This is a genomic window from Rhizobium tibeticum (genome assembly GCF_900110205.1).
Lineage (GTDB): Bacteria > Pseudomonadota > Alphaproteobacteria > Rhizobiales > Rhizobiaceae > Rhizobium > Rhizobium tibeticum.
In genome coordinates, this window is sequence record NZ_FOCV01000012.1 from 103,841 (window position 1) to 128,208 (window position 24,368).

23 protein-coding genes are annotated in these 24,368 nt (G+C 59.0%); 17 read left to right on the plus strand and 6 right to left on the minus strand.

What is annotated here, in order from left to right; all coding sequences use genetic code 11:
- The first annotated feature begins 3 nt into the window (after positions 1 to 3).
- Complete coding sequence (gene clpA / locus BSG20_RS15160; protein WP_072376552.1) at positions 4 to 2,505, plus strand: ATP-dependent Clp protease ATP-binding subunit ClpA; 2,502 nt, start codon at positions 4 to 6, stop codon at positions 2,503 to 2,505.
- 113 nt (positions 2,506 to 2,618) lie between these two features.
- A complete protein-coding gene (locus tag BSG20_RS15165) occupies positions 2,619 to 3,560 on the plus strand; it encodes a phosphatase PAP2 family protein (protein ID WP_072376550.1) in 942 nt (313 codons plus the stop codon).
- Here BSG20_RS15165 and BSG20_RS15170 read toward each other — a convergent pair whose 3' ends face one another.
- From BSG20_RS15170 to BSG20_RS15185, 4 genes are all read right to left on the minus strand, one after another.
- Entirely contained in the window at positions 3,561 to 3,986 is a 426-nt protein-coding gene (locus tag BSG20_RS15170; RefSeq protein ID WP_072376548.1) for an HIT family protein, read from the minus strand.
- 53 nt (positions 3,987 to 4,039) lie between these two features.
- Complete coding sequence (locus BSG20_RS15175) at positions 4,040 to 5,230, minus strand: GNAT family N-acetyltransferase (protein WP_072376545.1); 1,191 nt, start codon at positions 5,228 to 5,230, stop codon at positions 4,040 to 4,042.
- 78 nt (positions 5,231 to 5,308) lie between these two features.
- Entirely contained in the window at positions 5,309 to 6,028 is a 720-nt protein-coding gene (locus BSG20_RS15180; protein WP_072376543.1) for a glycerophosphodiester phosphodiesterase, read from the minus strand.
- On the minus strand, positions 6,028 to 6,495 hold the full coding sequence (locus tag BSG20_RS15185; protein ID WP_072376541.1) for a RidA family protein: 468 nt from the start codon (positions 6,493 to 6,495) through the stop codon (positions 6,028 to 6,030). Before BSG20_RS15185 ends, BSG20_RS15180 begins: the two co-directional genes overlap by 1 nt.
- 137 nt (positions 6,496 to 6,632) lie before the next feature.
- Between BSG20_RS15185 and BSG20_RS15190 the strand changes: the two genes are divergently transcribed.
- The 15 genes from BSG20_RS15190 (at position 6,633) to lpxB (ending at position 21,672) form a co-directional block, all read left to right on the plus strand.
- The gene (locus BSG20_RS15190; RefSeq protein WP_072376539.1) at positions 6,633 to 7,469 is read left to right on the plus strand and encodes a cell envelope integrity EipB family protein; all 837 of its coding nucleotides are present in this window, start codon (positions 6,633 to 6,635) and stop codon (positions 7,467 to 7,469) included.
- Between the two features lie 120 nt (positions 7,470 to 7,589).
- Complete coding sequence (locus BSG20_RS15195; RefSeq protein ID WP_177309848.1) at positions 7,590 to 8,300, plus strand: pentapeptide repeat-containing protein; 711 nt, start codon at positions 7,590 to 7,592, stop codon at positions 8,298 to 8,300.
- Positions 8,301 to 8,533: 233 nt separating this feature from the next.
- The gene (rpsB, locus tag BSG20_RS15200) at positions 8,534 to 9,298 is read left to right on the plus strand and encodes a 30S ribosomal protein S2 (RefSeq protein WP_024316949.1); all 765 of its coding nucleotides are present in this window, start codon (positions 8,534 to 8,536) and stop codon (positions 9,296 to 9,298) included.
- 243 nt (positions 9,299 to 9,541) lie between these two features.
- Positions 9,542 to 10,468: a translation elongation factor Ts gene (tsf, locus tag BSG20_RS15205; RefSeq protein WP_037117788.1), complete on the plus strand. Its 927-nt coding sequence runs from the start codon at positions 9,542 to 9,544 to the stop codon at positions 10,466 to 10,468.
- A gap of 93 nt (positions 10,469 to 10,561) precedes the next feature.
- Positions 10,562 to 11,284 carry a UMP kinase gene (gene pyrH, locus BSG20_RS15210; protein WP_072376537.1) on the plus strand — a complete coding sequence of 241 codons (723 nt, stop codon included), beginning with the start codon at positions 10,562 to 10,564 and terminating at the stop codon, positions 11,282 to 11,284.
- A gap of 52 nt (positions 11,285 to 11,336) precedes the next feature.
- On the plus strand, positions 11,337 to 11,897 hold the full coding sequence (gene frr / locus BSG20_RS15215; protein WP_024316952.1) for a ribosome recycling factor: 561 nt from the start codon (positions 11,337 to 11,339) through the stop codon (positions 11,895 to 11,897).
- A gap of 43 nt (positions 11,898 to 11,940) precedes the next feature.
- The gene (locus BSG20_RS15220; RefSeq protein ID WP_072376535.1) at positions 11,941 to 12,687 is read left to right on the plus strand and encodes an isoprenyl transferase; all 747 of its coding nucleotides are present in this window, start codon (positions 11,941 to 11,943) and stop codon (positions 12,685 to 12,687) included.
- Positions 12,687 to 13,523 carry a phosphatidate cytidylyltransferase gene (locus tag BSG20_RS15225; RefSeq protein WP_072376533.1) on the plus strand — a complete coding sequence of 279 codons (837 nt, stop codon included), beginning with the start codon at positions 12,687 to 12,689 and terminating at the stop codon, positions 13,521 to 13,523. Before BSG20_RS15220 ends, BSG20_RS15225 begins: the two co-directional genes overlap by 1 nt.
- 28 nt (positions 13,524 to 13,551) lie before the next feature.
- Positions 13,552 to 14,685, plus strand: coding sequence for an RIP metalloprotease RseP (gene rseP, locus BSG20_RS15230; RefSeq protein ID WP_072376531.1), 1,134 nt, complete (start codon positions 13,552 to 13,554; stop codon positions 14,683 to 14,685).
- A 194-nt stretch (positions 14,686 to 14,879) separates the two neighbouring features.
- Positions 14,880 to 17,216 (plus strand): outer membrane protein assembly factor BamA, encoded by a 2,337-nt coding sequence (bamA, locus tag BSG20_RS15235; protein WP_072376694.1) that lies wholly within the window; start codon positions 14,880 to 14,882, stop codon positions 17,214 to 17,216.
- Between the two features lie 50 nt (positions 17,217 to 17,266).
- Positions 17,267 to 18,328, plus strand: a complete 1,062-nt coding sequence (gene lpxD / locus BSG20_RS15240) for a UDP-3-O-(3-hydroxymyristoyl)glucosamine N-acyltransferase (protein ID WP_072376529.1) — start codon at positions 17,267 to 17,269, stop codon at positions 18,326 to 18,328.
- Entirely contained in the window at positions 18,321 to 18,788 is a 468-nt protein-coding gene (gene fabZ, locus BSG20_RS15245) for a 3-hydroxyacyl-ACP dehydratase FabZ (RefSeq protein WP_072376527.1), read from the plus strand. The genes lpxD and fabZ overlap by 8 nt, the downstream gene beginning before the upstream one ends.
- Positions 18,785 to 19,603: an acyl-ACP--UDP-N-acetylglucosamine O-acyltransferase gene (gene lpxA, locus BSG20_RS15250; RefSeq protein ID WP_072376524.1), complete on the plus strand. Its 819-nt coding sequence runs from the start codon at positions 18,785 to 18,787 to the stop codon at positions 19,601 to 19,603. The genes fabZ and lpxA overlap by 4 nt, the downstream gene beginning before the upstream one ends.
- A 3-nt stretch (positions 19,604 to 19,606) precedes the next feature.
- Positions 19,607 to 20,488, plus strand: coding sequence for an LpxI family protein (locus BSG20_RS15255; RefSeq protein ID WP_072376522.1), 882 nt, complete (start codon positions 19,607 to 19,609; stop codon positions 20,486 to 20,488).
- On the plus strand, positions 20,485 to 21,672 hold the full coding sequence (gene lpxB, locus BSG20_RS15260) for a lipid-A-disaccharide synthase (RefSeq protein WP_072376520.1): 1,188 nt from the start codon (positions 20,485 to 20,487) through the stop codon (positions 21,670 to 21,672). The genes BSG20_RS15255 and lpxB overlap by 4 nt, the downstream gene beginning before the upstream one ends.
- Before the next feature lie 74 nt (positions 21,673 to 21,746).
- On the opposite strand, the gene gltA is transcribed toward lpxB, so the two are convergent.
- Both gltA and lexA read right to left on the minus strand, forming a co-directional pair.
- Positions 21,747 to 23,036, minus strand: a complete 1,290-nt coding sequence (gene gltA / locus BSG20_RS15265; protein WP_024316962.1) for a citrate synthase — start codon at positions 23,034 to 23,036, stop codon at positions 21,747 to 21,749.
- Between the two features lie 595 nt (positions 23,037 to 23,631).
- Positions 23,632 to 24,348: a transcriptional repressor LexA gene (lexA, locus tag BSG20_RS15270; protein ID WP_072376518.1), complete on the minus strand. Its 717-nt coding sequence runs from the start codon at positions 24,346 to 24,348 to the stop codon at positions 23,632 to 23,634.
- Positions 24,349 to 24,368: the final 20 nt, after the last annotated feature.

Below are 24,368 nucleotides of genomic sequence, written 5' to 3' on the forward strand. Positions count from 1 at the left end.
AACGTGCCAACATTTTCGCCTAGTCTTGAGAAGGCGCTCCATCAGGCACTGACCTTTGCCAACGAGCGGCATCATGAATATGCCACGCTCGAGCATCTGCTGCTCGCCCTGATCGACGATGCCGATGCGGCCGCGGTCATGGGGGCCTGCAATGTCGACCTCGACGCGCTGCGCAAAACGCTTGTTGAATATGTCGATAACGAACTCTCCAATTTGGTCACCGGCTATGACGAGGACTCCAAGCCGACCTCCGGCTTCCAGCGCGTGATCCAGCGAGCGGTGATCCACGTGCAGTCATCCGGTCGCGAGGAGGTAACAGGGGCAAACGTCCTCGTTGCCATTTTCGCCGAACGTGAGAGCCATGCTGCCTACTTCCTGCAGGAGCAGGAAATGACCCGCTACGATGCCGTCAATTATATCTCCCACGGGATCGGCAAACGTCCAGGCGCATCCGAATCTCGTCCGCCGCGCGGCGCCGATGACAGTGAATCCGAGAGCAAGCCAACGGCGCGTGGCAGCGGCGAGCAGGAGGAGGGCGGTCCTAAAAAGCAGCAGGACGCTCTGAAGGCTTACTGCGTGAACCTCAACGAGAAGGCCAAGGGCGGCAAGATCGATCCGCTGATCGGCCGTCAGGCTGAGGTCAACCGCACCATCCAGGTCCTGTGCCGCCGTTCGAAGAACAACCCGCTCTACGTCGGCGATCCCGGCGTCGGCAAGACGGCGATTGCCGAAGGCCTTGCCAAACGAATCGTTGAGGGCAAGGTGCCGGAAGCATTGGCCGATGCCACGATATTCTCGCTGGATATGGGCACGCTGCTGGCTGGCACGCGCTATCGCGGCGATTTCGAAGAACGTCTGAAGCAGGTGGTCAAGGAACTGGAAGAATATCCGGGTGCTGTGCTGTTCATCGACGAGATCCATACCGTCATCGGTGCGGGTGCGACGTCGGGCGGAGCAATGGATGCCTCAAACCTCTTGAAGCCGGCTCTGTCTTCGGGCGCGATCCGCTGCATCGGTTCAACCACCTATAAGGAATACCGCCAGTTCTTCGAGAAGGACCGTGCTCTGGTTCGCCGCTTCCAGAAGATCGACGTCAACGAACCGTCGATCGACGATGCGATCGAGATCATGAAGGGTCTGAAGCCCTACTTCGAAGAGTACCATCACCTGCGCTATTCGAACGAAGCGATCAAGACCGCCGTCGAGCTGTCGGCCCGCTACATTTCGGACCGCAAACTGCCGGACAAGGCGATCGACGTCATCGATGAGACCGGTGCTGCCCAGATGCTGCTGCCGCCCTCCAAGCGCCGCAAGCTGATCACCGAGAAGGAGATCGAAGCGACGGTCGCGACGATGGCGCGTATCCCGCCGAAGACGGTGTCGAAGGACGACGAAGCTGTTCTTGCCAATCTGGAGCAGGAATTGCGCTCGGTGGTTTACGGTCAAGACAACGCGATCGAAGCGCTGTCGACCGCGATCAAGCTCGCTCGCGCGGGCTTGCGCGAACCGAACAAGCCGATCGGATCCTACGTTTTCTCCGGCCCGACCGGCGTTGGCAAAACCGAGGTTGCAAAGCAACTGGCGTCGTCTCTCGGCGTCGAACTCCTGCGCTTCGATATGTCGGAATACATGGAGCGGCACACGGTATCGCGCCTGCTCGGTGCACCTCCCGGCTACGTGGGCTTCGACCAGGGCGGTCTCCTGACCGATGGCGTCGACCAGCATCCACATTGCGTGGTGCTGCTCGACGAGATCGAGAAGGCTCATCCTGACATCTACAACATTCTGTTGCAGGTGATGGACCACGGCACGCTGACGGACCACAACGGCAAGAAGATCGACTTCCGCAACGTCATCCTGATCATGACGACCAACGCGGGTGCGTCGGAGATGGCCAAGGCCGCGATCGGCTTCGGTTCGTCCAAGCGCACGGGCGAGGACGAGGAGGCGTTGACCCGCCTGTTCACGCCGGAGTTCCGCAATCGTCTCGACGCGATCATCCCGTTCGCGGCGCTGCCGACGGAAGTCATCCACAAGGTCGTGCAGAAGTTCATCATGCAACTCGAAGCACAGCTTTCCGAACGGAATGTCACCTTCGACCTGCACAAGGATGCTATCGCCTGGCTGGCTGAAAAGGGTTACGACGACAAGATGGGCGCGCGCCCGCTTGCCCGCGTCATCCAGGACGTCATCAAGAAGCCGCTTGCCAACGAAATCCTCTTCGGCAAGCTGCGCAAGGGCGGCGTCGTCAACGTCACGGTCGGGCCGAAGGAAGACGGCAAGCCCGGCATCATCCTCGAAGCCGTGTCGGACAGCGCGCCGATCAAGCCGAAGCCGGAAGCCGAAGTCGCGCATCCCGAGGCCGACGATGAGGATGACGGCGAGCTGAAGACGAAGGCTCGCCCGAAGAAGACAACGGCCAGGAAGACAAAGGCAGTCGTCGAATCCGAGGTGAAGAGCCCGCCCAAGAAGGGCAGTGCGGTTCCACGGGTTCCAAAGAAGTAAAGCGACCAAACAGGCGGCTGCAACGGCCGCCTGTTTCTTTGCTGTTATAAGCGATCGCTTAGGCGATTCTTAAATGAACCGGCTTTATATCGGCTCCAGCAAGGAGCCTCGCAATGGCGTTTCTGCCGGCCGAACGTTTTATCATTTTGATCATCGCGACCTTCGCACTGCTTGATGCTTGCCTGTTGTTATTGAAGGGCGTTGGAATCGACGTTACCGGATATGCGAGCCTCGTCGCCTGTGGCGCCTTCCTGCTCGGGCTTGGGCAATTCTATCGGCATGTCCGCCGCAACGACCGGATTGGTGCAACGGCGATCGCTGCCGGTCTCTTCGTGCTTTTCACGATTGTAGGCTCGATCTTCAACTATCTGCTGTTGCCGCTGCGGTTTCAGCCAATCGACCCAGTTCTCGCTCGCTTTGACGCAGCGTTAGGGTTTCACTGGCCGGACTTGGTGACGTGGGCCTCACAATATCCGTCCGCCGGGATTGTGCTGCAGATGATCTACGCGACGTCATTGCCGCAGTTCGTCGTCATCCTGTTGATCTTGGGTCTTGGCGGTCGGACAAGGCTGCTTCATCATTTCCTGATGACCGGCGTGATCGGAGCGCTGATGGCGATCATTTGCTGGTTCTTCTTTCCATCGTTTGGCGCATCATCGATTTACGGGCTGTCGCCAGCGGTGACAGAGGCCGTCCCCCTTGCCGCTGGTCCGCACTACGGTGCTCAGCTAGTCGAGCTCGGACGCAACGGCGCGACCTATTTGACGCCAAGCAACGTGCTGGGACTGATCGGATTTCCGTCGTTCCACACGGTTATGGCGGCTATGTCCGCACGCTTCATGCTGCGGTGCGGGCCACTCGGCCTACCGTTCCTGCTCTTGAATGTCGTGATGATGCCCGCGATCCTGATACAGGGCGGGCATAATCTTGCGGATGTTCTTGGCGGTTTGCTTGCATTCGGCGTTGCCCACGCACTCGCCGATGCGGCCCTGCGCCAACTTGAAAGGACGCAACGACAACGCCGCAGCGGAATCGTAGCCACGCCCGGCGTTTGATCAGAGCTCTGCCTTGATCTTCTCGGCGTTGGCCGCGAGCACCGCATTGTCTTCCATCTGCCCCGAATGCGGACGCAGCGCCATGCCCTCGTATCGCGGGATCACGTGGAAGTGCAGGTGGAAGATGGTCTGGCCAGCCGCCGGTTCGTTGAACTGGCAGACGAGGACGCCGTCTGCATCGAATGCTTCCTTGACGGCATTGGCGATCTTCTGCACGACCGGGATCGTCTGCGCAAGAACCGCCGGATCGGCATCGAGGATGTTGCGCGAAGCCGCTTTGGGAACGACGAGCACGTGGCCAGGTGCCTGCGGCATCACATCCATGAAGGCAACCGTGTCATTGTCTTCGTAGATACGATGCGACGGAATTTCGCCGCGCAGGATCTTGGCGAAGATATTGTTGCTGTCATAGGTGGCGCTGGTCATACGAAATCTCCTCTTTGCTGCTGTGATCGCGTAGCGCGGCAGGGACGAAAGCGTCAATCCTCCTGTCGGCGCTCGCCCTTTCGAAACGGGCTGTGCTCCGTCAGGATTTCGTTCATCTGTTCGACGTCGTTGCGCTCCCGCTCGAGATAGTCGGCGATCGCCCGGCGCAACCCCGCATGTGCAACATAATGCGCGGAGTGGGTTGTCACCGGCAGATAACCTCGTGCCAGCTTGTGTTCGCCCTGGGCACCGGCTTCAACACGCTTGAGGCCCCTTTCCAGGGCAAAGTCGATCGCCTGATGATAACAGACCTCGAAATGCAGGTACGGGTGGTCCTCGATGCATCCCCAATGGCGGCCATAGAGCGTATCGCCGCCGATGAAGTTGATCGCGCCGGCAATGTAGCGACCGTCTCGTTTTGCCATGACGAGCAGTATATTGTCCGGCATACGCTCGCCGATCAGCGAGTAGAACTTGCGCGTCAGGTACGGCCGGCCCCACTTTCGGCCGCCCGTATCCATATAGAAGGCGAAGAACTGGTCCCAGATGCGTTCGGTCAGATCGCTGCCGGTCAGCCAATCGATGCTAATGCCGTTTTCGAGTGCGGTGCGGCGTTCCCTGCGAAGTGCTTTGCGCTTGCGCGACGCCAGCGTCTCAAGAAACGCCTCGTGATTGGCATAGCCTTCATTGATGAAATGAAACTGCTGGTCCGTCCTGTGCAGGTAATCCTCGCCCTCGAAGATGCCGATCTCGTCCTCGGGTACGAATGTGATGTGAGCAGACGACACGCCGAGCCGGCGCACGACTTCCTTGAGGCTCTCGGCTATTGCATGCTGGATCGGCAGGCGCTGCAGACCTTCGGCGACAAGCAGACGTGGGCCGGTCGCAGGGGTAAAGGGAATGGAGCATTGCAGTTTCGGATAGTAGCGTCCGCCCGCTCGTTCGAAGGCATCGGCCCAGCCGTGGTCGAAAACATACTCGCCCTGGCTATGGTTCTTCAGATAACCGGGTAGGGCGCCGATAAGCTCGCCCTTGTCCGTTTCCAATAGCAGATGGTGGCCCATCCAGCCGGTTTGCGCCGTCGCTGATCCCGATTCCTCCAGCGAGGACAGGAAAGCATGCGACACGAAAGGATTGTAGGTAAGCGTGCTGCCTCTGGGGGAGGCCCCGGAAAGCCGCGACCAGCTCTCCTGGGAAATCGCGGTGAAAGACCGCTCGATGCGGATTGAAAGTTCGTCTGTCATGGAGCGAATGCGAGACCGTTTGGGAGGAAAATAGGGCTCACCACCAGTCTGCGCACGATCTTGTCCAAAAAGCGAGCGTCAAACCGAAACGCGCGGATCGAATCCCTCGAATGTCATCTGGTCGGCATTCTCGAACGTGTGCTTTTGACCCTTTTCATCGCGCACGGTCCAGGTGATGACCACGATGCCCTTTTCACGTTGTGCCGTAATGAACGGGTTCGGCAGGTCGGCGAAGAAATAGGAAATGAAGTCGAGGCCGAGCTCAATGGCCTTTTCGTGCGCTTCGAACTCTTCCGGTTTGTTACCCCCTGCCGTCAGCCCGAGCGGAAAGGGGGCATTGAGCGCCTTTAGATCGCGAAGCAGCCAGTGGTCGAAGCTCATCAGGGCGACCTTGCCCTCATAACCTTCAAGCACTTCGAGAACGGCTTCCGCAAATCCCTCGTCATCGGCCTCGCGGCCTTTCAGCTCGATAACCAAGGGAACCTGGCCCTTCACAAGATCCAGCAGCTGCCGCAACGTCGGTATCTTGTCGGCTGTTCCGCCGACGGAGATGAGGCCGAGTTCCCGTGACGTGCGCTCGCGTACGTCTCCCTTGAGATTGCACAGGCGCTCCAGATCCTCATCGTGGAAGATGATCGGCACGCCGTCTGAGGCATAATGCAGGTCGCACTCGATCGCAAAGCCTGCTTCGACCGCACGCGAGAACGCCGAGAGCGTGTTTTCCCACACGGCCTTGTTGAGGTCATGATAGCCGCGATGAGCGACCGGCTGTTCCTTGAGCCATGCAGCTGAGGTCATCAGGCAATTTCCACGATCGCATCGATTTCGACAGCGGCGTTCATCGGCAGGGCGGCCATGCCGACGGCGGCGCGCGCATGCTTGCCGGCCTCACCAAGGACGCCGGCAATCAGGTTGGAGGCACCATTGATGACGAGGTGCTGTTCGACGAAGTCTGATGCAGAGGCCACGAAGCCGTTGAGCTTGATGACGCGCTTGATGCGGCCGAGATCGCCGCCGAGAGCAGCGCGTGCCTGAGAAAGGATGTTGATGGCGCAGAGTTCTGCAGCGCGTTGGCCGGCTTCGACGTCGACATTCTTGCCCAGATGACCGGAGACGGCGATCTTGCCGCCCTCCAGAGGCAGCTGCCCGGAGATATAGAGGAGGTTCCCGCTGATAACGTAGGGAACGTAGTTTGCGGCCGGGGCCGCAGCCTCAGGCAGAGATATCCCCATTTCTTTTAGGCGCGCAGCGATTTGATCGGACATTTTCCTCTCCGCTTTTGTTGTGAATAGTTCTAAAATTATGCATCAAGGCTTGGAATCTAGATTGTGACATTTTCGAGCCTCGATTTGGCCGAAAGCGTTCTTATAACATTGCAGGCGAGTCCAACAGGAGATTGTCAATGTTCCGATCGAGTCTTGCCGCACTTCTTCTGGCGAGCGTTTCGACGACCGTCTATGCGGCCGCGCCAGCAACGAGTGCGGCGATTGCGACCGGTCTTGTCGCTCACCGGGCGGTCTATGATCTGGAATTGAAGGACGCCTCGGAGCGCTCCGGCATTTCGGGCATGTCGGGCCGCATGGTTTACGAGTTCGACGGCAACTACTGCACGGGCTTCACCACCAACTTCCGCTTCGTGACGCAGATCGATACGGGCGATGCCGTGCGCGTCAGCGACCAGCAGACGAAGACCTTCGAGAACCTGAAGGACCGCAGGTTCACGTTCGACACCAAGTCTTTTACCGACGAGCAGCTCGACAAGGAGGTCAACGGAGCCGCGCAGGACCAGGCTGAAGGCGTGAAGGTTGCCTTGACCCAGCCGACCAGCAAGGAGCTGCAACTTGCCGCGAGCCGGTTCCCGACCGAACATATGCTGGACGTGATCCAGAACGCCAAGGCTGGCAAGCGCCTGTTCGAGGCGCGCGTCTTCGACGGCTCGGATGATGGGGACAAGGCGCTTGTGACGACCACCGTCGTCGGCAAGCAGGTGGCACCGGCGGTCGATGAGGCCGATGCGGGCAATGCCGGCGCCTTCGCGAAGGCCGCCTTCTGGCCGGTCACGATCTCGTATTTCAACGAGAATACCAAGACCGACGCTTTGCCAGTCTATCGCATGTCGTTCAAGCTCTACGAAAACGGCATCACGCGCGATCTGACCATGGACTATGGCGACTTTGTTCTCAGCGGCAGGCTTGCAAAGCTCGAACTGCTCGATAGAACGTCCGCTGCCTGCAAATAATCGTCGCGGATGCTCACCACGACGATTGTCGGTATGTCTAAGTAAACCCTCTCTATGCTAGTAATTCGAAAGGCGCGCTGATGAGGGCGCAAGAGTCGGATTGGAGTGAGAATCTTGACGATGCGGCATGGTAATTTGAGTGGTGGACTCTCCGGACTCTCAGCTGGCTTGGTTGCGTTGACGCTGTTCGCGAGCACTCCAGCCGCGGCGTCGGATTGCGGCAGGACGCCGGTGGCAGGAATTGATTGGAGCGAGTGCAGCAAGAAGAATCTCATGTTGCAGGGAAGCGACTTTCAGGGTGCCAACCTGGCAGGCACGGACCTGAGCCTGACCAATCTCAGCGATACCAATCTCACCTCGGCGAATCTCGAGAAGGCAACGTTGGCGCGTGCGTGGTTCACGGGAGCTCAGGCCGGTAAGGCGAATTTCTCGAAGATCGAGGCTTATCGATCCGGATTCGAGAACGTTTTCGCAGAGGGAGCGTCGTTCGCCGGCGCAGAACTTCAGCGCTCCAATTTCAATGGCGCAAAGCTCAGCGGCGCGAACTTCGAGAAAGCCGAGCTTGGCCGCGCGAGCTTCGCCAAAGCCGTTCTCACAGGAACCAAGTTCTCTCTCGCCAATCTGTCGCGCGCCGACCTCAGCGAGGCAACCTTCGAGGGGCCGGTAGCGTTCGATCGCGCCTTCATGTTTTTGACGCGGATCGAAGGGCTTGATTTGTCTGCGGCGACGGGTCTTGAGCAGGCTCAGGTCGATCTTGCCTGCGGCGATGCGAAGACGAAGTTGCCTGCCGGCCTTTCGCCACCGGCAAACTGGCCCTGCGCGTCGGATTGATCGCACTGCTGTGGCCGCCTTCAGCCGGCGTCGAGTACTCAGCCACGAGCCTCCATTGTCGCTTTTTTCGCAGGAAGCCTTGATTTTCCGGATAAGGAAGGGTATGGCGACCCGCATTCCACACGTAAGGCATGGGATTGTCCGGGAGAAATCCGGATGGTTCCGCCCGGTGGCATTCTCGAAGAGGATGCTGTTAGCCTTGCGGAGGTTCAACCGGAAAAGGATAACAAGGCATGGCATTGCCCGATTTCTCTATGCGCCAGCTCCTCGAAGCAGGCGTCCACTTCGGCCACCAGACGCACCGCTGGAACCCGAAGATGAAGCCGTACATTTTCGGCGATCGTAACAACATCCACATCATCGACCTCGCTCAGACCGTTCCGATGCTGTCGCGCGCCCTGCAGGTTGTCTCCGACACCGTTGCTCGTGGCGGCCGCGTTCTTTTCGTCGGCACCAAGCGCCAGGCTTCCGAGCTCATCGCTGACTCGGCCAAGCGTTCCGCTCAGTACTACGTCAACTCGCGTTGGCTCGGCGGCATGATGACCAACTGGAAGACGATCTCCAACTCGATCCAGCGTCTGCGCAAGCTCGACGAAATCCTTGGCTCCGAGCAGTCCGGCTACTCCAAGAAGGAGCGCCTGACCCTCGAGCGCGAGCGCGAAAAGCTCGACAAGGCTCTCGGTGGTATCAAGGACATGGGCGGCACGCCGGACCTGATGTTCATCATCGACACCAACAAGGAAAAGATCGCGATCGACGAAGCCAAGCGCCTCGGCATCCCGGTTGTCGCAATCATTGACTCGAACTGCGATCCGGATCTGATCGACTATCCGATCCCGGGCAACGACGACGCTTCGCGCGCCATCGCTCTTTACTGCGACCTGATCGCCCGTGCTGCCATCGACGGTATCGCTCGTCAGCAGAGCTCGTCGGGCCGCGACCTCGGCGCATCGATCGAAGCTCCGGCTGAGCCGGCGCTCGACGAAACCGGCGCCTGATAAAAGAAGCAGGTGGGCTGAACTGCCCGCCATGCTTTCCAGAGATTGGGAAAGGCCGCTCGCGACTTTTAGAAGTTCGGCGGCCTTGACCGTTTCAGGCGGGGGCGGTCAGCCCGTCGCCATACGAGTTTCGTTATGACGCGTCTTTCATCACGCTGTCATACATACAGGTACATTTCGTGCCTCAATCCGGTGCCGCACCGCCTTTTGCGGGCCACCGTTTGAACCGACAAGAGGAAGCTTATGACCGAGATTACGGCTGCACTGGTAAAGGAACTGCGCGAAAAGTCCGGCGCAGGCATGATGGACTGCAAGAAGGCGCTGCTCGAAAACAACGGCGATATCGAAGCCGCAATCGACTGGCTGCGCGCCAAGGGCATCTCCAAGGCCGACAAGAAGTCGGGCCGTACCGCTGCTGAAGGCCTGATCGCCATTGCCGGTGCCGGCCACAAGGCCGTCGTCGTAGAACTCAACTCCGAAACCGACTTCGTTGCCCGCAACGACGCCTTCCAGGATCTCGTTCGCGGCATCGCCAACGTTGCTCTTTCGACCGACGGCACGGTTGAGGCCATTTCGGCTGCAACCTACCCGGCATCCGGCAAGCCGGTCGCTGACACCATCAAGGACGCGATCGCGACCATCGGCGAGAACATGACGCTGCGTCGTGCCGCCAAGCTGGAAGTCGAGCACGGCGTCGTTGCGACCTACATCCACAACGCTGCCGGCGACGGCATCGGCAAGCTCGGCGTTCTGGTTGCGCTGAAGTCGAATGGCGACAAGGCCGTTCTGACGTCGATCGGCCGCCAGGTCGCCATGCACATCGCTGCGACCAATCCGCTGGCCATCCGTGCCGAAGAAGTCGACGCCGCCGTTGCCGAGCGCGAACGCAACGTTTTCATTGAACAGGCCCGCGAATCCGGCAAGCCGGAAGCCATCATCGAAAAGATGGTCGACGGCCGTATGCGCAAGTTCTTCGAAGAAGTCGCTCTTCTGTCGCAGGCCTTCGTGATCAATCCCGACCTGACGGTCGGCGCTGCGATCAAGGAAGCTGAAAAGGAAGCCGGCGCGCCGATCGAAGTTACCGGCATGGCACGACTGCTGCTCGGCGAAGGCGTCGAGAAGGAAGAGTCCGACTTCGCTGCCGAAGTCGCCGCCGTCGCCAAGGGCTGATAAACCTATAAATGTGAAAACCGAAGGGCATCGCGTGACAACGCGGTGCCCTTCGTGTATCCGGGCCTCAGCGGTGATATACGAGGAGCCACGATGTCGTCAGAGCCTGTCTACAAACGCGTTCTACTCAAGGCTTCCGGCGAAGCCCTCATGGGCAGCCAGGGATTTGGAATTGATGTAGCGGTCGCAGACCGCATTGCGGCTGACATAGCCGAAGCGCGGCAGATGGGCGTGGAAGTCGGCGTTGTCGTCGGCGGCGGCAACATCTTCCGCGGCGTTGCAGTTGCCTCCAAGGGCGGCGATCGTGTCACCGGCGACCACATGGGTATGCTTGCGACCGTGATCAACGCGCTGGCGCTGGCAACCTCGCTGCGCAAGCTCAACATCGATACCGTCGTACTGTCGGCGATTGCGATGCCCGAGATCTGCGAGAGTTTCTCACAGCGCGCGACGCTCTATCATCTGTCGCTCGGCCGCGTCGTGATCTTCGCAGGCGGTACCGGAAACCCGTTCTTCACGACGGACTCGGCGGCCGCGCTGCGCGCTGCCGAAATGGGTGCGGAAGCGATCTTCAAGGGAACGCAGGTCGATGGTATTTATTCGGCAGACCCGAAGAAGGATCCCGAAGCGACTCGTTTCGACCATCTGACGCACAGGGAAGTCCTCGACAAGGGGCTGGCCGTCATGGACGTCGCGGCCGTGGCGCTGGCACGGGAGAATTCAATTCCGATCATCGTCTTCTCGATCCACGAGAAGGGTGGTTTTGCTGAAATCCTCAAGGGCGGCGGCCTCAAGACCGTCGTTTCTGACAACTGATCGAGTGGACGGCTGGTTTTGCCGCAGCTTCTACCAAGACGGGAGCAATGACATGAGTGAAGGCATCGACATCAAGGAACTCAAGCGCCGCATGGATGGCGCGATTTCCGCGTTCAAGCACGATATCGCATCGTTGCGCACGGGCCGCGCCTCGGCCAACATTCTCGACCCCGTCATGGTCGAGGCATATGGTTCGCGTGTGCCGCTGAACCAGGTGGCCAACATTACCGTGCCGGAGCCGCGCATGCTGTCGGTTTCGGTCTGGGATAAATCGATGGTCAACGCGACCGACCGCGCCATCCGCGAGTCGAATCTCGGTCTCAATCCGATCATCGACGGCCAGAACCTGCGCATTCCGCTGCCGGAACTCAATGAGGAACGCCGCAAATCGCTGGTGAAAGTCGCCCACGACTATGCCGAGAAGAGCAAGGTTGCAATTCGCCATGTGCGCCGCGACGGTATGGACGGCCTTAAGAAGGCCGAAAAAGACGGTGTGATTGGCCAGGATGAAAGCCGGGCGCAATCAGATCGTGTGCAGAAGATGACAGACGAGACGATTTCTGAAGTCGACCGCTTGCTTGGCGAGAAGGAAAAGGAAATCATGCAGGTTTAGGGCGCGCTGCGGCTGCGCCATTGCTGCAAGAACCGGACGGGAAATGTCGGAACGAACATTTTTGACTGTGCCAGAACACGTCGCCATCATCATGGATGGCAATGGCCGATGGGCAAAGCAGCGCGGACTTCCGCGGACGATGGGTCATCGAAAGGGCGTTGACGCGGTGCGCGAGACCGTGCGCGCTGCGGGTGACGCAGGGATCAAGTATCTCACCCTCTTCGCCTTTTCCTCGGAGAATTGGCGCCGTCCGGAAACCGAGGTTTCCGATCTGCTTGGCTTGCTGAAGGCCTTCATTCGTCGCGACTTGGCGGAGCTTCATCGCCAGAACGTGCGCGTGAAGGTGATCGGCGACCGGCTCAGCCTCAAGAGCGATATCCTCGATCTTCTGGTGGACGCAGAAGAGAGGACGAAGTCGAACACCGCACTGACCCTCGTTATCGCCTTCAACTATGGTTCGCGCGACGAGATCGCTCGTGCAATGGCAAGTCTTGCGCGTGACGTCGAGGCAGGACGGCTGAGGGCGCAGGACATTTCACCCGCGCTCATCAATGCGCGGCTCGATACGGCGGGCATCCCGGATCCCGATCTGATCATCCGTACGAGTGGTGAGGAGCGCCTTTCCAACTTCCTGCTCTGGCAGGCCGCTTACTCGGAGTTCATTTTCGTTCCTGAATATTGGCCCGATTTCAGCCGGGAGATCTTCCATTCAGCGTTGGAGACCTTCGCGTCGCGCGACCGTCGTTTCGGTGGATTGGTAGCCCAAACGGCTGCGGCAGTAGGTACTTGATGCAGCAGGAGCTGAAGTTACGCATTCTCTCCGGAGTGATTCTTGCCGTCATCGTTCTGCTCGCCACCTGGTATGGTGGTGTCGCCTTTAGCCTTTTGTCCGCATTGATCGGACTGCTGATTTATTATGAATGGTCGACAATCACGAGGCTTGCGACCGAGCAACCGGTCGCCAACGCGATCGGTTGGCTGGGGCAGGTGGCAATCGCCGTGGCCGTCGTGGCTGGCACATTTAGCTATTCGCTGCTTCTGTTATCGCTGTTCTTCCTGGTTGCTGTTGGCTTCGTGCTTGTGTCGAAAACATCGTCACGCTGGTTTCCCACGGGTATGATGTACGCCGGTCTTACCGGCATTGCGCTGTCGAGTATACGCGGCGCCGACAGCGTCGGGCTCGTTGCGATGCTCTTCGTCTTTGCAGTCGTGTGGGCAACCGACATTCTTGCCTATTTTGTCGGCCGCGCCATCGGGGGCCCGAAACTGGCGCCGAAGATATCTCCGGGAAAGACATGGTCCGGTGCCATTGGCGGAGCCGTCTCCGCAGTGATTGCCGGCAGTCTGGTGACTTATTTTGCGTTTCCGCAAAGCGTCGTGTTTGTGGCGCCGATCGCGTTCGTCCTGTCGATATGTAGCCAGGCCGGCGATCTCTTCGAATCTTTCATCAAGCGGCGCTTCGGCGTCAAGGATTCGAGCCGTCTCATTCCTGGGCATGGTGGCGTCATGGATCGGGTCGACGGGCTCATTTTTGCCTGCTTTGCAGCGTTCTTGCTAGCTGGGCTTTTTTCGCTGATAAAGGGCGGCGAAATGACGTCGCTCGGTGCAGCCCTGTTCGGCGTATAATGTCTGCAAAGGCTGGCGGAAAGATCAGATGCTTGGCTTGACCGGTATATTGGCGTTGCTGACGGGCTATATCGTGCCCTTCGTCCTCGTCTTGTCGTTGCTCGTCTTCGTGCACGAGATGGGGCACTATCTTGTCGGGCGCTGGAGCGGCATCCGGATATTGGCGTTCTCGATCGGCTTTGGCCCGGAATTGGTCGGCTTCACCGACAAGCACGGAACCCGCTGGAAGCTTTCACTGATACCGCTTGGCGGCTACGTCCGCTTTTTCGGCGATGAGGATGCGTCGAGCAAGCCCGATGATGACAAGCTCGCAGCGATGTCGGAAGAGGATCGTGCGCGTTCGTTCGCCGGCGCGAAGCTGTGGAAGCGTGCCGCAACGGTTGCCGCCGGCCCGATTGCCAATTTCGTCCTGGCGATTGCGATTTTTGCGGTTCTTTTCTCGATCTACGGCCGATCGGTCGCGGATCCCGTTGTCGCGGAGGTCAAGCAGGGCAGCGTGGCTGCCGAGGCGGGCGTGGTGCCGGGTGACCTTCTGATCGCTATCGATGGCACGAAGGTCGAGACTTTCGACGACGTCCGGCGCTACGTCAGCATTCGGCCCGAGCAAAGAATCATCGTGACGATCGAGCGCAACGGCGAGAAGTTGGATGTGCCGATGGTACCGGCTCGAACCGACATGACCGATCAGTTCGGCAACAAGATCGAGATCGGCCTTATCGGTATCGTCACGAACCAGGAGGTCGGCCACTTCCGGGTGCAGACCTATTCGCCGCTGGCGGCGGTCAAGGAAGGAACGATCCAGACCTGGCACATCGTAACCGGCACCTTCAAGTATATCGGCAATCTTATCTCCGGTTACATGAAGCCCGACCAGCTCGGTGGACCGATCCGCGTGGCGCAGGCTTCCGGCCAGATGGCGACACTAGGCGTTGCAGCTTTGCTGCAGCTCGCTGCTGTCTTGTCGGTTTCTATCGGATTACTGAACTTGATGCCGGTTCCGGTACTTGATGGTGGTCATTTGATGTTCTATGCGATTGAGGCGGTGAGGGGAAAACCGTTGGGATCGTCTGCCCAGGACATTGCGTTCCGCATTGGCTTGGCGATGGTTTTGAGCTTGATGGTTTTTGCCACCTGGAACGATATAAGTGCTTTGATAGGCTGATTGCCGGACGAGGGAAAATTACCGTTTATTTACGATGTTTCAAAGCTGTAGTGGCGAATGCGTCACGCTTGGAAATGAAGTAAACAGAAATTAACTTGCTCCCTTGCTTGTATGTCAAAAGCGGGTAAAACGACACACGTGACCGGAATCGGGGGACGCCTGGGCCGGGGACGAGAAAAAAGGTAATGGGTGAAATGAAGGCTGGTTCAAGATTTTTGAACGCAGTATCGGCGGTTGCGCTGTCTGCAGGTATTGTTGCTTCGGGGGCAGGTGCAACGGTTTTCGTCTCGGCAACGACGGCAGAAGCTGCAGTCATTCAGCGTGTTGATGTACGCGGCGCAAGCCGTGTCGGCGCCGAAGCCGTACGCTCGAACCTGACGATCGTGCCTGGCAGGAGCTTCTCCAACACAGACATCGATGACTCGGTGAAGCAGCTTTACGACACCGGCTATTTTTCCGACGTCAAGATCTCTGTCTCCGGTAGCACGCTGGTTGTTTCCGTTGAGGAAGCGCAGCTGGTCAACCAGGTCGTCTTCAACGGCAACCGCAAGATCAAGGACGACAAGCTCGCTGCTGTCGTGAAAACGCACGCGGCCGGACCATATAACGAAGCGCAGATCCAGTCCGACATTCAGGCAATCAAGGACGCGTACGCCGCGACCGGCCGCAGCGAAGTGCAGGTGACCACGCAGGTCGTGCCGCTCGGTGAGGGACGCGTCAATCTGGCCTTCGTCGTCGACGAAGGTGATCGCACCAAGATTGCTGCCATTAATTTCGTTGGCAACAACGCCTATAGTTCGGGTCGTCTCTCGTCGGTTATCGCGACGAAGCGCTCGAACTTTCTGTCGTTCCTGACCCGCAAGGACGTCTACAGCGAAGACAAGCTTCATGCCGACGAAGAAACACTGCGTCAGTTCTACTACAATCGCGGCTATGCCGACTTCCGTATCATTTCATCGGATGCGGCTTTCGACGAGGCAACGAACAAGTACACGCTGACCTTCAACATCGAAGAGGGTCCGCGCTATAATTTCGGTGCCGTGACCGTGCAGTCGACTGTTCCCGGTATTGATGCTACGCAGCTTCAGGGTATCGTCCTCACGCACGAAGGTCAGGTCTATAGCGCCAAGCAAGTCCAGAAGTCGATGGAAGCGATCTCCGATCAGGTTGCCTCCGCCGGGTATCCGTTTGCGCGCGTGACGCCGCGCGGCAATCGTGACCTGACCAACAATACGATCGGCGTCGAATACCTCGTTGATCAGGGCGAGCGCGCCTACGTAGAACGCATCGAAATCCGCGGCAACAGCCGTACGCGTGACTTTGTCATTCGTCGCGAGTTCGACATGAGCGAAGGCGACGCCTTCAATCAGCAGATGATCACCAGGGCCAAGCGCCGTCTCGAGGCTCTCGGCTATTTCTCGTCCGTCAACATCTCGACGCAGCCTGGCAGTTCGCCGGATCGCGTTGTTGTCGTCGTTGACGTGCAGGACCAGGCGACCGGCTCGTTCGGTATCGGCGCAGGCTATGCTGCCGGCGGCGACGGTCTGCTGCTCGAGGCATCTGTCGAGGAAAAGAACTTCCTGGGCCGCGGTCAGTACATCAAGATTAGCGCCGGTGGTGGTCAAGAGGGCTCTCAGACCTATGGCTTGAACTTCACGGAGCCCTACTTCTTGGGCTACCGCCTGGCTGTTGGTTTCGATCTTAACCACAGTGAGACGTCGAGCAACGACAATTACGACTACGAGGAAAACAGTGGCGTATTGCGCGCGACGGCGCCGATCACGGAAGATCTGGCGACGACGTTCCGCTACAACTACAAGCAGATGAAGTATGATCCCTCGGGCTCGCTGAGCAATCTGTCTGCGCCATACCAGAACCTCGTTGAAAACAGTCCGTGGGTGAAGTCGTCCGTTTCGCAGACGCTGACCTATAACACGCTCGATGACATGACGCTGCCTCGCGAAGGTATCTATGCAAGCGCCACGCATGAAATCGCTGGCCTTGGTGGCGACTCGGAATTCTACAAGATCTACGGTAAGGCGCGGTATTTCCACCTGCTTGCGGACGATGCTGATATCATCGGATCGGTTTCGGGTTCGGCGGGTTATGTCATCGGCTTTAACAAGAATCTGAACGTCTTTGACCAGTTCACGCTGACCAACGGTGATATTCGCGGCTTCGAGAACAAGGGCATCGGCCCACGCATTGCCGGGGCAAACGACGACCCGCTCGGTGGAACGACCTATTTTACGGTGTCGGCTGAAGCGACCTTCCCACTCCCTGCGGTCCCGCGTGACTTCGGCTTGCGCGGCGCCGTGTTTGCCGATGCAGGTACGCTGTTTGGCAATGATGTCGATCCGCGTGGTGATAGTGTGAACGGCGATGACGCATCGCTGCGTGCTTCTGTCGGTGTTGGTCTTATGTGGGCGTCGCCATTCGGTACGCTGCGCGTCGACTACGCTATTCCGGTCCTCAAGGAAGACTTCGACAAAACTCAGCACTTCAAGTTTGGCATAAACAACCAATTCTGATATCGGCAGTCCGGAACCGTAAAATCGAATTCCGTTCTGGAGATTTGCCGATGGAGCAAAATGGCTTTTTTCTGCCCCATGATGGCGTGAAACTCGTGGAGTTGGCGCAGTATCTTGGGGCAGAGCTTGCTGATCCCAAAGATGCAGATGTCGTGATCCGCTCCGTTTCGCCCGTAAGTCGGGCGAAGGCGGGTGACCTCTGTTACATCATGTCGAAGAAGAGCAAGGACGAGCTCGCGACGTGCGCGGCGTCTGCCGTCCTTTGCAGTGTCGGCTTGCGATTGCTGGTGCCGGATCATCTGCCTGTTCTGATTTCGAAGAATGCTCATGCGGCCTTTGCCATGGCTGGGGGCTACCTCTATCCGAAGGCGCTGCGCCCTGAAGCACTGTTGTCCGAAGCTTCCGGTATCTCCGATCGTGCAATCGTTGATCCGACCGTCCGGCTCGAGGGCAAGGTTTCGGTCGAGCCATTCGCGGTCATTGGTGCGCATGCTGAAATCGGTGAGGGCACACACATCGGGGCGGGCGCCATCATTGGGCCAAACGTCAAGATTGGCCGCAATTGCACGATCGCGGCTGGTGCGAGTGTGCTGTGCGCACTCGTCGGCAATGGCGTCATCATTCACAACGGTGCGCGGATCGGCCAAGATGGCTTCGGTTACGCCCCAGGCCCGCGCGGGATGATCAAGATCGTGCAGGTCGGCCGGGTCATCATCCAGGATCATGTCGAGATCGGCGCCAACACCACGATCGATCGCGGGACGATGGATGATACGGTCGTCGGCGAAGGCACAAAGATCGACAATCAGGTGCAGATCGGCCACAACGTGCGCATCGGACGCCATTGCGCCATCGTTTCCCAGGTCGGCATTGCCGGCAGCACGGTGCTCGGCGATGGCGTGCAGGTCGGCGGGCAGGCTGGACTGAACGGGCATATCAAGATCGGTGACGGAGTGCAGATCGCCGCAAAGAGCGGCGTGATCGGAGACATACCTGCCGGCGAACGCTACGGTGGCGTGCCCGCGCGTCCCATCAACGATTTTCTGCGAGAGACGGCAGCGATCTTGGCGCGATCAACGGGCAGCAAGAAAATGGGAGAAAAGAATGACTGAGGAAGCCAAGACTTCGCTCTCTTCGGCGGATATCAACGAGATCATGAAGCTGCTGCCGCATCGTTATCCGTTCCTGCTCGTGGACCGGATTATCGAGATCGATGGCGACGATTCGGCGATCGGCATCAAGAATGTGACGGCAAACGAACCGCACTTCACCGGTCACTTTCCGGAGTCGCCGATCATGCCGGGTGTCCTGCTCATCGAGGGCATGGCTCAGACGGCCGGCGCGATCTGCGCCAAGAAGGAAGGTGAGACCGGCAACCTGGTCTACTTCATGACGATCGACAATGCGCGCTTCCGCAAGCCGGTCGTTCCCGGTGATCGCGTCGAATATCACGTGAAGAAACAGAAACAGCGCGGTAATATCTGGAAGTTCCATTGCGATGCTAAGGTTGATGGAGCGCTCGTCGCTGAAGCCGATATCGGGGCGATGATCGTTCGCAAGGATCAGGCATGAGCACTATAGCAGCCACTGCCAGCATTCACGCTATGGCCGTCGTCGAAGATGGCGCCGTGATCGGCGAGAATGTCAAGATCGGCCCTTTTTGCCATGTGGGCCCGAAGGTCGTGCTGGGCGATAACGTGGAACTGCTGACGCACGCGGTTGTGTCCGGCCAGACGACGATCGGCAAGGGATGCCGCATTTTCCCGATGGCCGTCATCGGCGGCGATCCGCAGAGCGTTCATCATGGCGGCGAAGAGACGACCTTGACGGTTGGCGACAACTGCACTTTCCGCGAAGGCGTGACGGTAAACACGGGTACCGCCGATTTCGGTGGTCAGACGATTGTCGGCAACAACAATCTCTTCCTGGCGAACTCTCATGTCGCCCATGATTGCCGGGTCGGAAACAACGTCATCATGTCCAACAATGTGATGCTCGCGGGCCACGTGACGATCGAGGATCGTGTCATTCTCGGTGGCGGCTGTGCCGTGCATCAGTTCACGCGTGTCGGCCGGCAGGCCTTTGTTGGTGGGCTCTCGGCTGTCAGCTATGATGTCATTCCCTATGGCATGCTCAATGGCAATCCAGGTCTTCTGAGCGGCCTGAACGTCGTTGGGATGACCCGCGCCGGTGTTGACCGGGCGACGATTCATGCCGTGCGGCGGGCCTACAAGGCGATCTTCGAAGGCGACGGTTCGATCCGTGACAATGCCGCCGCGATCAGGGATGAGTATGCCGATTGCGAACAGGTCATGCAGATTCTCGATTTCATTGCCGCCGAAAGCGATCGCGCTCTTTCCTCTCCGACGAGGGGACAGAAAGGGTGATGCTTGGCTCTCGCTGGTGACATGGCAAAAGGCCGCTTGGCAATCATCGCGGGCAGTGGCCTTCTGCCGTCTCATGTCGCCACCGCGGCGCGGCAAGCAGGTGAGAATCCCTTCATTGTTGCGCTGAAGGACGAGGCCGACCGTTCTTGGGAAGGCTTTGACCATGCAGTGATCGGCGTCGGCGATTTTGCTGCTCTCAATCGCATCTTTGCAAGCAACGGCATAGACCGCGTCGTCATGTCCGGGGCTGTGCGCCGGCGTCCGGAGTGGCGGGAAGTCCGGCCGACGCTGAAGACTCTGGTGAAATTGCCGTCGACAATCCGTACGCTGCTCGCTGGCGGCGACGATACGGTACTGCGCATGGTTATCACCTTGATTGAAGAGAATGGACGCCGGGTCGTCGGCGCGCACGAGATCGCACCGGATCTGCTTGCATCGGTCGGTCCATTGGGCGCCTTGCAGCCAAGCGCCGACGATACGAAGGACATAATACGTGCAGCCGAAGCGGCGGATGCGCTCGGTAGGCTGGACGTTGGTCAGGGGTCGGTTTCAGTCGGCGGTCGCATCGTTGCGCTCGAAGGAGTGGAAGGCACGGACAGCATGCTGGAGCGTGTCGCTAACCTGCGGTCGGCCGGGCGAATTTCCGCGCGCCGGCGCGGAGTGCTCGTGAAACTCTGCAAGCCTCAGCAGGATATCCGCGCCGACCTTCCATCGATCGGAATTTCGACGATCGAGAACCTGCGCCAGGCGGGATTGGCCGGCGTGGCCGTTGAAGCGGGCCGCTCGCTGATCCTGGAGCGTGACGCTGTCATCAAGGCCGCGGACGAGGCTGGTATCTTCGTCTGCGGACTGGATAGGGGATTGCGATCCTGGGGGTTAGCGTGAGCGAGGCTTCGCTAAAAGTTGCTATCGTCGTTGGAGAGGTATCGGGCGATCTTCTGGGCGCGGATCTGGTCGCGGCGCTAAAGCGGCAATATCAAGGTCGCGTCGAGCTGATCGGCGTTGGCGGCGAGGGGCTGGACGCGCAGGGCCTGCGCTCGCTTTTCGATTTCTCCGAACTATCGGTCATGGGCATCACGCAAGTGCTTTCGAACCTGCCACGGCTGGTTCGACGCATTCGAGAGACGGCGGCGGCGATCATCGCGGCAAAACCGGATGTACTTGTTATCGTCGACAGTCCCGATTTCACCCATAGGGTCGCCAAGCGCGTGCGCGCGGCGCTGCCCGAACTGCCCGTCGTCAATTATGTCTGTCCAAGCGTATGGGCGTGGAAGGAATACCGCGCGCAGCACATGCTCTCATACGTCGACCAGGTGCTGGCAGTCTTGCCCTTCGAGCCGGAAGTGATGCGCAAGCTGGGTGGTCCGCCGACAATTTATGTTGGTCACCGTTTGACCGCCGATCCGAACCTCCTGGATGCACGGCGCCAGCGGGCGCAGACGAAACCGCGAAATGAAACCGACCGCAAGACGGTGATGTTGCTGCCCGGTTCGCGTTCGTCCGAGATCATGAAGCTGCTGCCGCATTTTGGCGATGCCGTGAGCGAGCTGGTGGCGCGCAACGGCGACGTGCGCTTCGTTTTGCCGACCATGCCACGACGCGAATCCATGATCCGTGATCTCGTCAAGGATTGGACGACCAAGCCGGAGATCCTGACGGGGGTGGAGGCGAAGTGGCAGGCATTCGCTGAAGCGGATGCGGCCATGGCCGCGTCCGGGACTGTCGTGCTGGAGCTTGCGCTGACCGGTGTTCCCTGCATTTCGGCCTACAAGACCGACTGGATCATCAAGCTCATGACCAGCAAGATCAAGACGTGGAGCGCGGCCCTCCCGAACCTGATCACGGACTACACCGTCGTGCCCGAATATATCAATGAAGTCGTCCGAGGCGGCAGCTTTGCCCGCTGGATGGAGAAGCTTTCGGCAGATAGCTTGCCGCGACGGGCGATGATGGAGGGGTTTGATGCCCTCTGGCAGAGGATGCAGACCGAAAAGCCGCCCGGAGAGCACGCGGCTGAGATTGTTCTCGACGTCCTGCAAAAGAAAAAGCCCGGCCATTTCTTGAACTGACCTCCGAAGGTTGGTGTCCAACTTTCGGGGGTCAGTCCATTCTGACCGGGCTTTCTGCTGTCTGCTGTCGCGGTTTAGCGCTTGGAGACCGGCAGGTAATCGCGCTGCGGCTCGCCGATGTAGAGCTGGCGCGGACGGCCGATACGCTGCTCCGGATCTTCGATCATCTCGTTCCACTGTGCAATCCAGCCGACCGTGCGGGCCAGAGCAAACAGCACGGTGAACATGGTCGTGGGGAAGCCCAGAGCCTTGAGCGTGATGCCGGAGTAGAAGTCGATATTCGGATAGAGCTTCTTTTCGATGAAGTATTCATCAGTGAGAGCGATACGCTCCAGTTCCATTGCGACCTCGAGCAAAGGGTCGTCCTTGACGCCGAGTTCGCCGAGAACCTCGTGCGTCGTCTTCTGCATGATCTTGGCGCGCGGATCGTAGTTCTTGTAGACGCGATGACCGAAGCCCATGAGACGGAACGGATCGTTCTTGTCCTTGGCGCGGGCTATGTATTCCGGAATACGGTCGACGGTGCCGATCTCGGTCAGCATGTTCAGCGCTGCTTCATTGGCGCCACCGTGAGCCGGGCCCCAGAGGCAGGCAATGCCGGCGGCGATGCAGGCGAACGGGTTTGCGCCCGATGAGCCGGCGAGGCGGACCGTCGAGGTCGACGCATTCTGCTCGTGGTCGGCGTGCAGAATGAAGATGCGGTCCATGGCGCGGGACAGCACCGGATTGACGACATATTCTTCGCACGGAACAGCAAAGCACATGCGCAGGAAGTTCGAGGCGTAGTCGAGATCGTTCTTCGGGTAAACGAAGGGCTGGCCGACGTGATACTTGTAGGCCATGGCCGCAAGCGTTGGCATCTTGGCGATCATGCGCAGGCTTGCGACCATGCGCTGATGCGGATCCGTGATATCGGTGGAGTCGTGGTAGAAGGCCGACAATGCACCGACGCAGCCGCACATGACCGCCATCGGATGCGCGTCGCGGCGGAAGCCCGTGAAGAACCGGCTCATCTGCTCATGCACCATCGTGTGATGCGTGACGCGATAGTCGAAATCCTTCTTCTGGGCAGCGGTCGGCAGTTCGCCGTAGAGGAGCAGGTAGCAGACCTCGAGGAAGTCGCCATGCTCGGCAAGTTGCTCGATCGGATAACCGCGATGTAGCAATACACCGGCATCACCATCGATGTAGGTGATTTTCGATTCACAGGATGCGGTCGAGGTAAAACCAGGATCGTACGTGAAGGAAGCCGTGTGCTTGTACAGGGCGCCGATATCAATGACGTCAGGGCCGATCGTGCCGCTCTTGACGGCGAGATCGACTGACTTATCACCGATTTTCAGTGTTGCGCTTTGTTCCGTCATTCTGATCCTCCAAACTGGCGGTTGGCGCCATAAAAGCGCCATAGGGTTAAGCGTCGTCGACGATAGCTATATGATCGCGCGCCTAATGCCAAGTTCCCGTGATGCCATTTTGTGCATCGCAGTATCAACTTTTGGGCACTGCTGCGATGAGCCCTGCGCATAGCAGAAGCTAATGATTATCCTTGGCTTTTCTGGCTTCCGATTTTGCTTCGGATTTCAATCGATTATTGTTGCCTGAAGCCTGAAGAGCTTGCATTGTGGTTGCAGGGGCGGCTGTTTTTGGCGCAGATGCATGCCGGGGTTGAAGCCATTTGTGAGGGAGGCCGCCCCCGGCGTGGATGGGCTTGCTCGCGTGGCAGAGCGTTCCTTGCTCCGGGCTCAATCTGCTCACAAGCCTCCGCGTGCTTTGCGCACGTCGAGCGCACTGCTATTCACCGGAGAAACCCTGCGTCGCGGCTCTGGCGCCACCGACATATGGAAAGACGAACAGGCAACACCAAAGTGTGACCGCCTATTAACACGCTTTGACCGCCCCTGGATGCGGCATCGGGCATACAACTGGCGAAGCGGCACGTTTGACGGTGAGCCCCTGCGGTCAATGATAACGACGAATGAGACCGACGAGCTTGCCCTGAACCTTGACGCGGTCGGGTCCAAAAATACGCGTTTCATAAGCCGGGTTCGCGGCCTCGAGTGCAATGGAGGCGCCCTTCCGGCGGAAGCGCTTGAGGGTCGCTTCTTCGTCATCGACGAGTGCGACAACGATGTCGCCGGGATTTGCGGTGCTGCCATTGCGAATGATCACCGTGTCGCCATCGAAAATGCCGGCTTCGATCATCGAGTCGCCCTTGACCTCAAGCGCATAGTGCTCGCCCGGGCCAAGCATGTCGGCCGGAACGGTGATGTCGTGAGTATTGTTCTGGATTGCCGAAATCGGTACGCCGGCGGCGATCCTTCCCATAACCGGTACAGAGGCGGAGTTGCCGTTGTCGGCATGTGCTGCCGGCTTCGGCGGCGCAACGGGCTGTGGTTTGCCGAGGCTGCCTTCGATGACGCTCGGCGAAAAGCCGCGGCGGGGTTGCAAGCTCGGGTTATATGCCTCTGGAAGCTTGATGACCTCCAGGGCGCGGGCCCGATTCGGCAGTCGGCGAATGAAGCCACGTTCTTCGAGCGCTGTAATCAGCCGGTGAATGCCTGACTTCGACGCGAGGTCCAAGGCATCTTTCATTTCATCGAAAGAAGGGGGGACACCGGACTCCTTCATTCGCTCGTGAATGAAGAGGAGAAGTTCCTGTTGTTTGCGCGTCAGCATCGCAGTTGAGCCCCAGAGTC

What these genes read in the sequence shown, in the direction of transcription:
- BSG20_RS15165 (WP_072376550.1), top strand. Translation starts at nt 2,619, where the DNA reads ATGGCGTTTCTGCCGGCCGAACGTTTTATCATTTTGATCATCGCGACC.
- BSG20_RS15170 (WP_072376548.1), bottom strand. Translation starts at nt 3,986, where the DNA reads ATGACCAGCGCCACCTATGACAGCAACAATATCTTCGCCAAGATCCTG.
- BSG20_RS15175 (WP_072376545.1), bottom strand. Translation starts at nt 5,230, where the DNA reads ATGACAGACGAACTTTCAATCCGCATCGAGCGGTCTTTCACCGCGATT.
- BSG20_RS15180 (WP_072376543.1), bottom strand. Translation starts at nt 6,028, where the DNA reads ATGACCTCAGCTGCATGGCTCAAGGAACAGCCGGTCGCTCATCGCGGC.
- BSG20_RS15185 (WP_072376541.1), bottom strand. Translation starts at nt 6,495, where the DNA reads ATGTCCGATCAAATCGCTGCGCGCCTAAAAGAAATGGGGATATCTCTG.
- BSG20_RS15190 (WP_072376539.1), top strand. Translation starts at nt 6,633, where the DNA reads ATGTTCCGATCGAGTCTTGCCGCACTTCTTCTGGCGAGCGTTTCGACG.
- BSG20_RS15195 (WP_177309848.1), top strand. Translation starts at nt 7,590, where the DNA reads ATGCGGCATGGTAATTTGAGTGGTGGACTCTCCGGACTCTCAGCTGGC.
- rpsB (WP_024316949.1), top strand. Translation starts at nt 8,534, where the DNA reads ATGGCATTGCCCGATTTCTCTATGCGCCAGCTCCTCGAAGCAGGCGTC.
- tsf (WP_037117788.1), top strand. Translation starts at nt 9,542, where the DNA reads ATGACCGAGATTACGGCTGCACTGGTAAAGGAACTGCGCGAAAAGTCC.
- pyrH (WP_072376537.1), top strand. Translation starts at nt 10,562, where the DNA reads ATGTCGTCAGAGCCTGTCTACAAACGCGTTCTACTCAAGGCTTCCGGC.
- frr (WP_024316952.1), top strand. Translation starts at nt 11,337, where the DNA reads ATGAGTGAAGGCATCGACATCAAGGAACTCAAGCGCCGCATGGATGGC.
- BSG20_RS15220 (WP_072376535.1), top strand. Translation starts at nt 11,941, where the DNA reads ATGTCGGAACGAACATTTTTGACTGTGCCAGAACACGTCGCCATCATC.
- BSG20_RS15225 (WP_072376533.1), top strand. Translation starts at nt 12,687, where the DNA reads ATGCAGCAGGAGCTGAAGTTACGCATTCTCTCCGGAGTGATTCTTGCC.
- rseP (WP_072376531.1), top strand. Translation starts at nt 13,552, where the DNA reads ATGCTTGGCTTGACCGGTATATTGGCGTTGCTGACGGGCTATATCGTG.
- bamA (WP_072376694.1), top strand. Translation starts at nt 14,880, where the DNA reads ATGAAGGCTGGTTCAAGATTTTTGAACGCAGTATCGGCGGTTGCGCTG.
- lpxD (WP_072376529.1), top strand. Translation starts at nt 17,267, where the DNA reads ATGGAGCAAAATGGCTTTTTTCTGCCCCATGATGGCGTGAAACTCGTG.
- fabZ (WP_072376527.1), top strand. Translation starts at nt 18,321, where the DNA reads ATGACTGAGGAAGCCAAGACTTCGCTCTCTTCGGCGGATATCAACGAG.
- lpxA (WP_072376524.1), top strand. Translation starts at nt 18,785, where the DNA reads ATGAGCACTATAGCAGCCACTGCCAGCATTCACGCTATGGCCGTCGTC.
- gltA (WP_024316962.1), bottom strand. Translation starts at nt 23,036, where the DNA reads ATGACGGAACAAAGCGCAACACTGAAAATCGGTGATAAGTCAGTCGAT.
- lexA (WP_072376518.1), bottom strand. Translation starts at nt 24,348, where the DNA reads ATGCTGACGCGCAAACAACAGGAACTTCTCCTCTTCATTCACGAGCGA.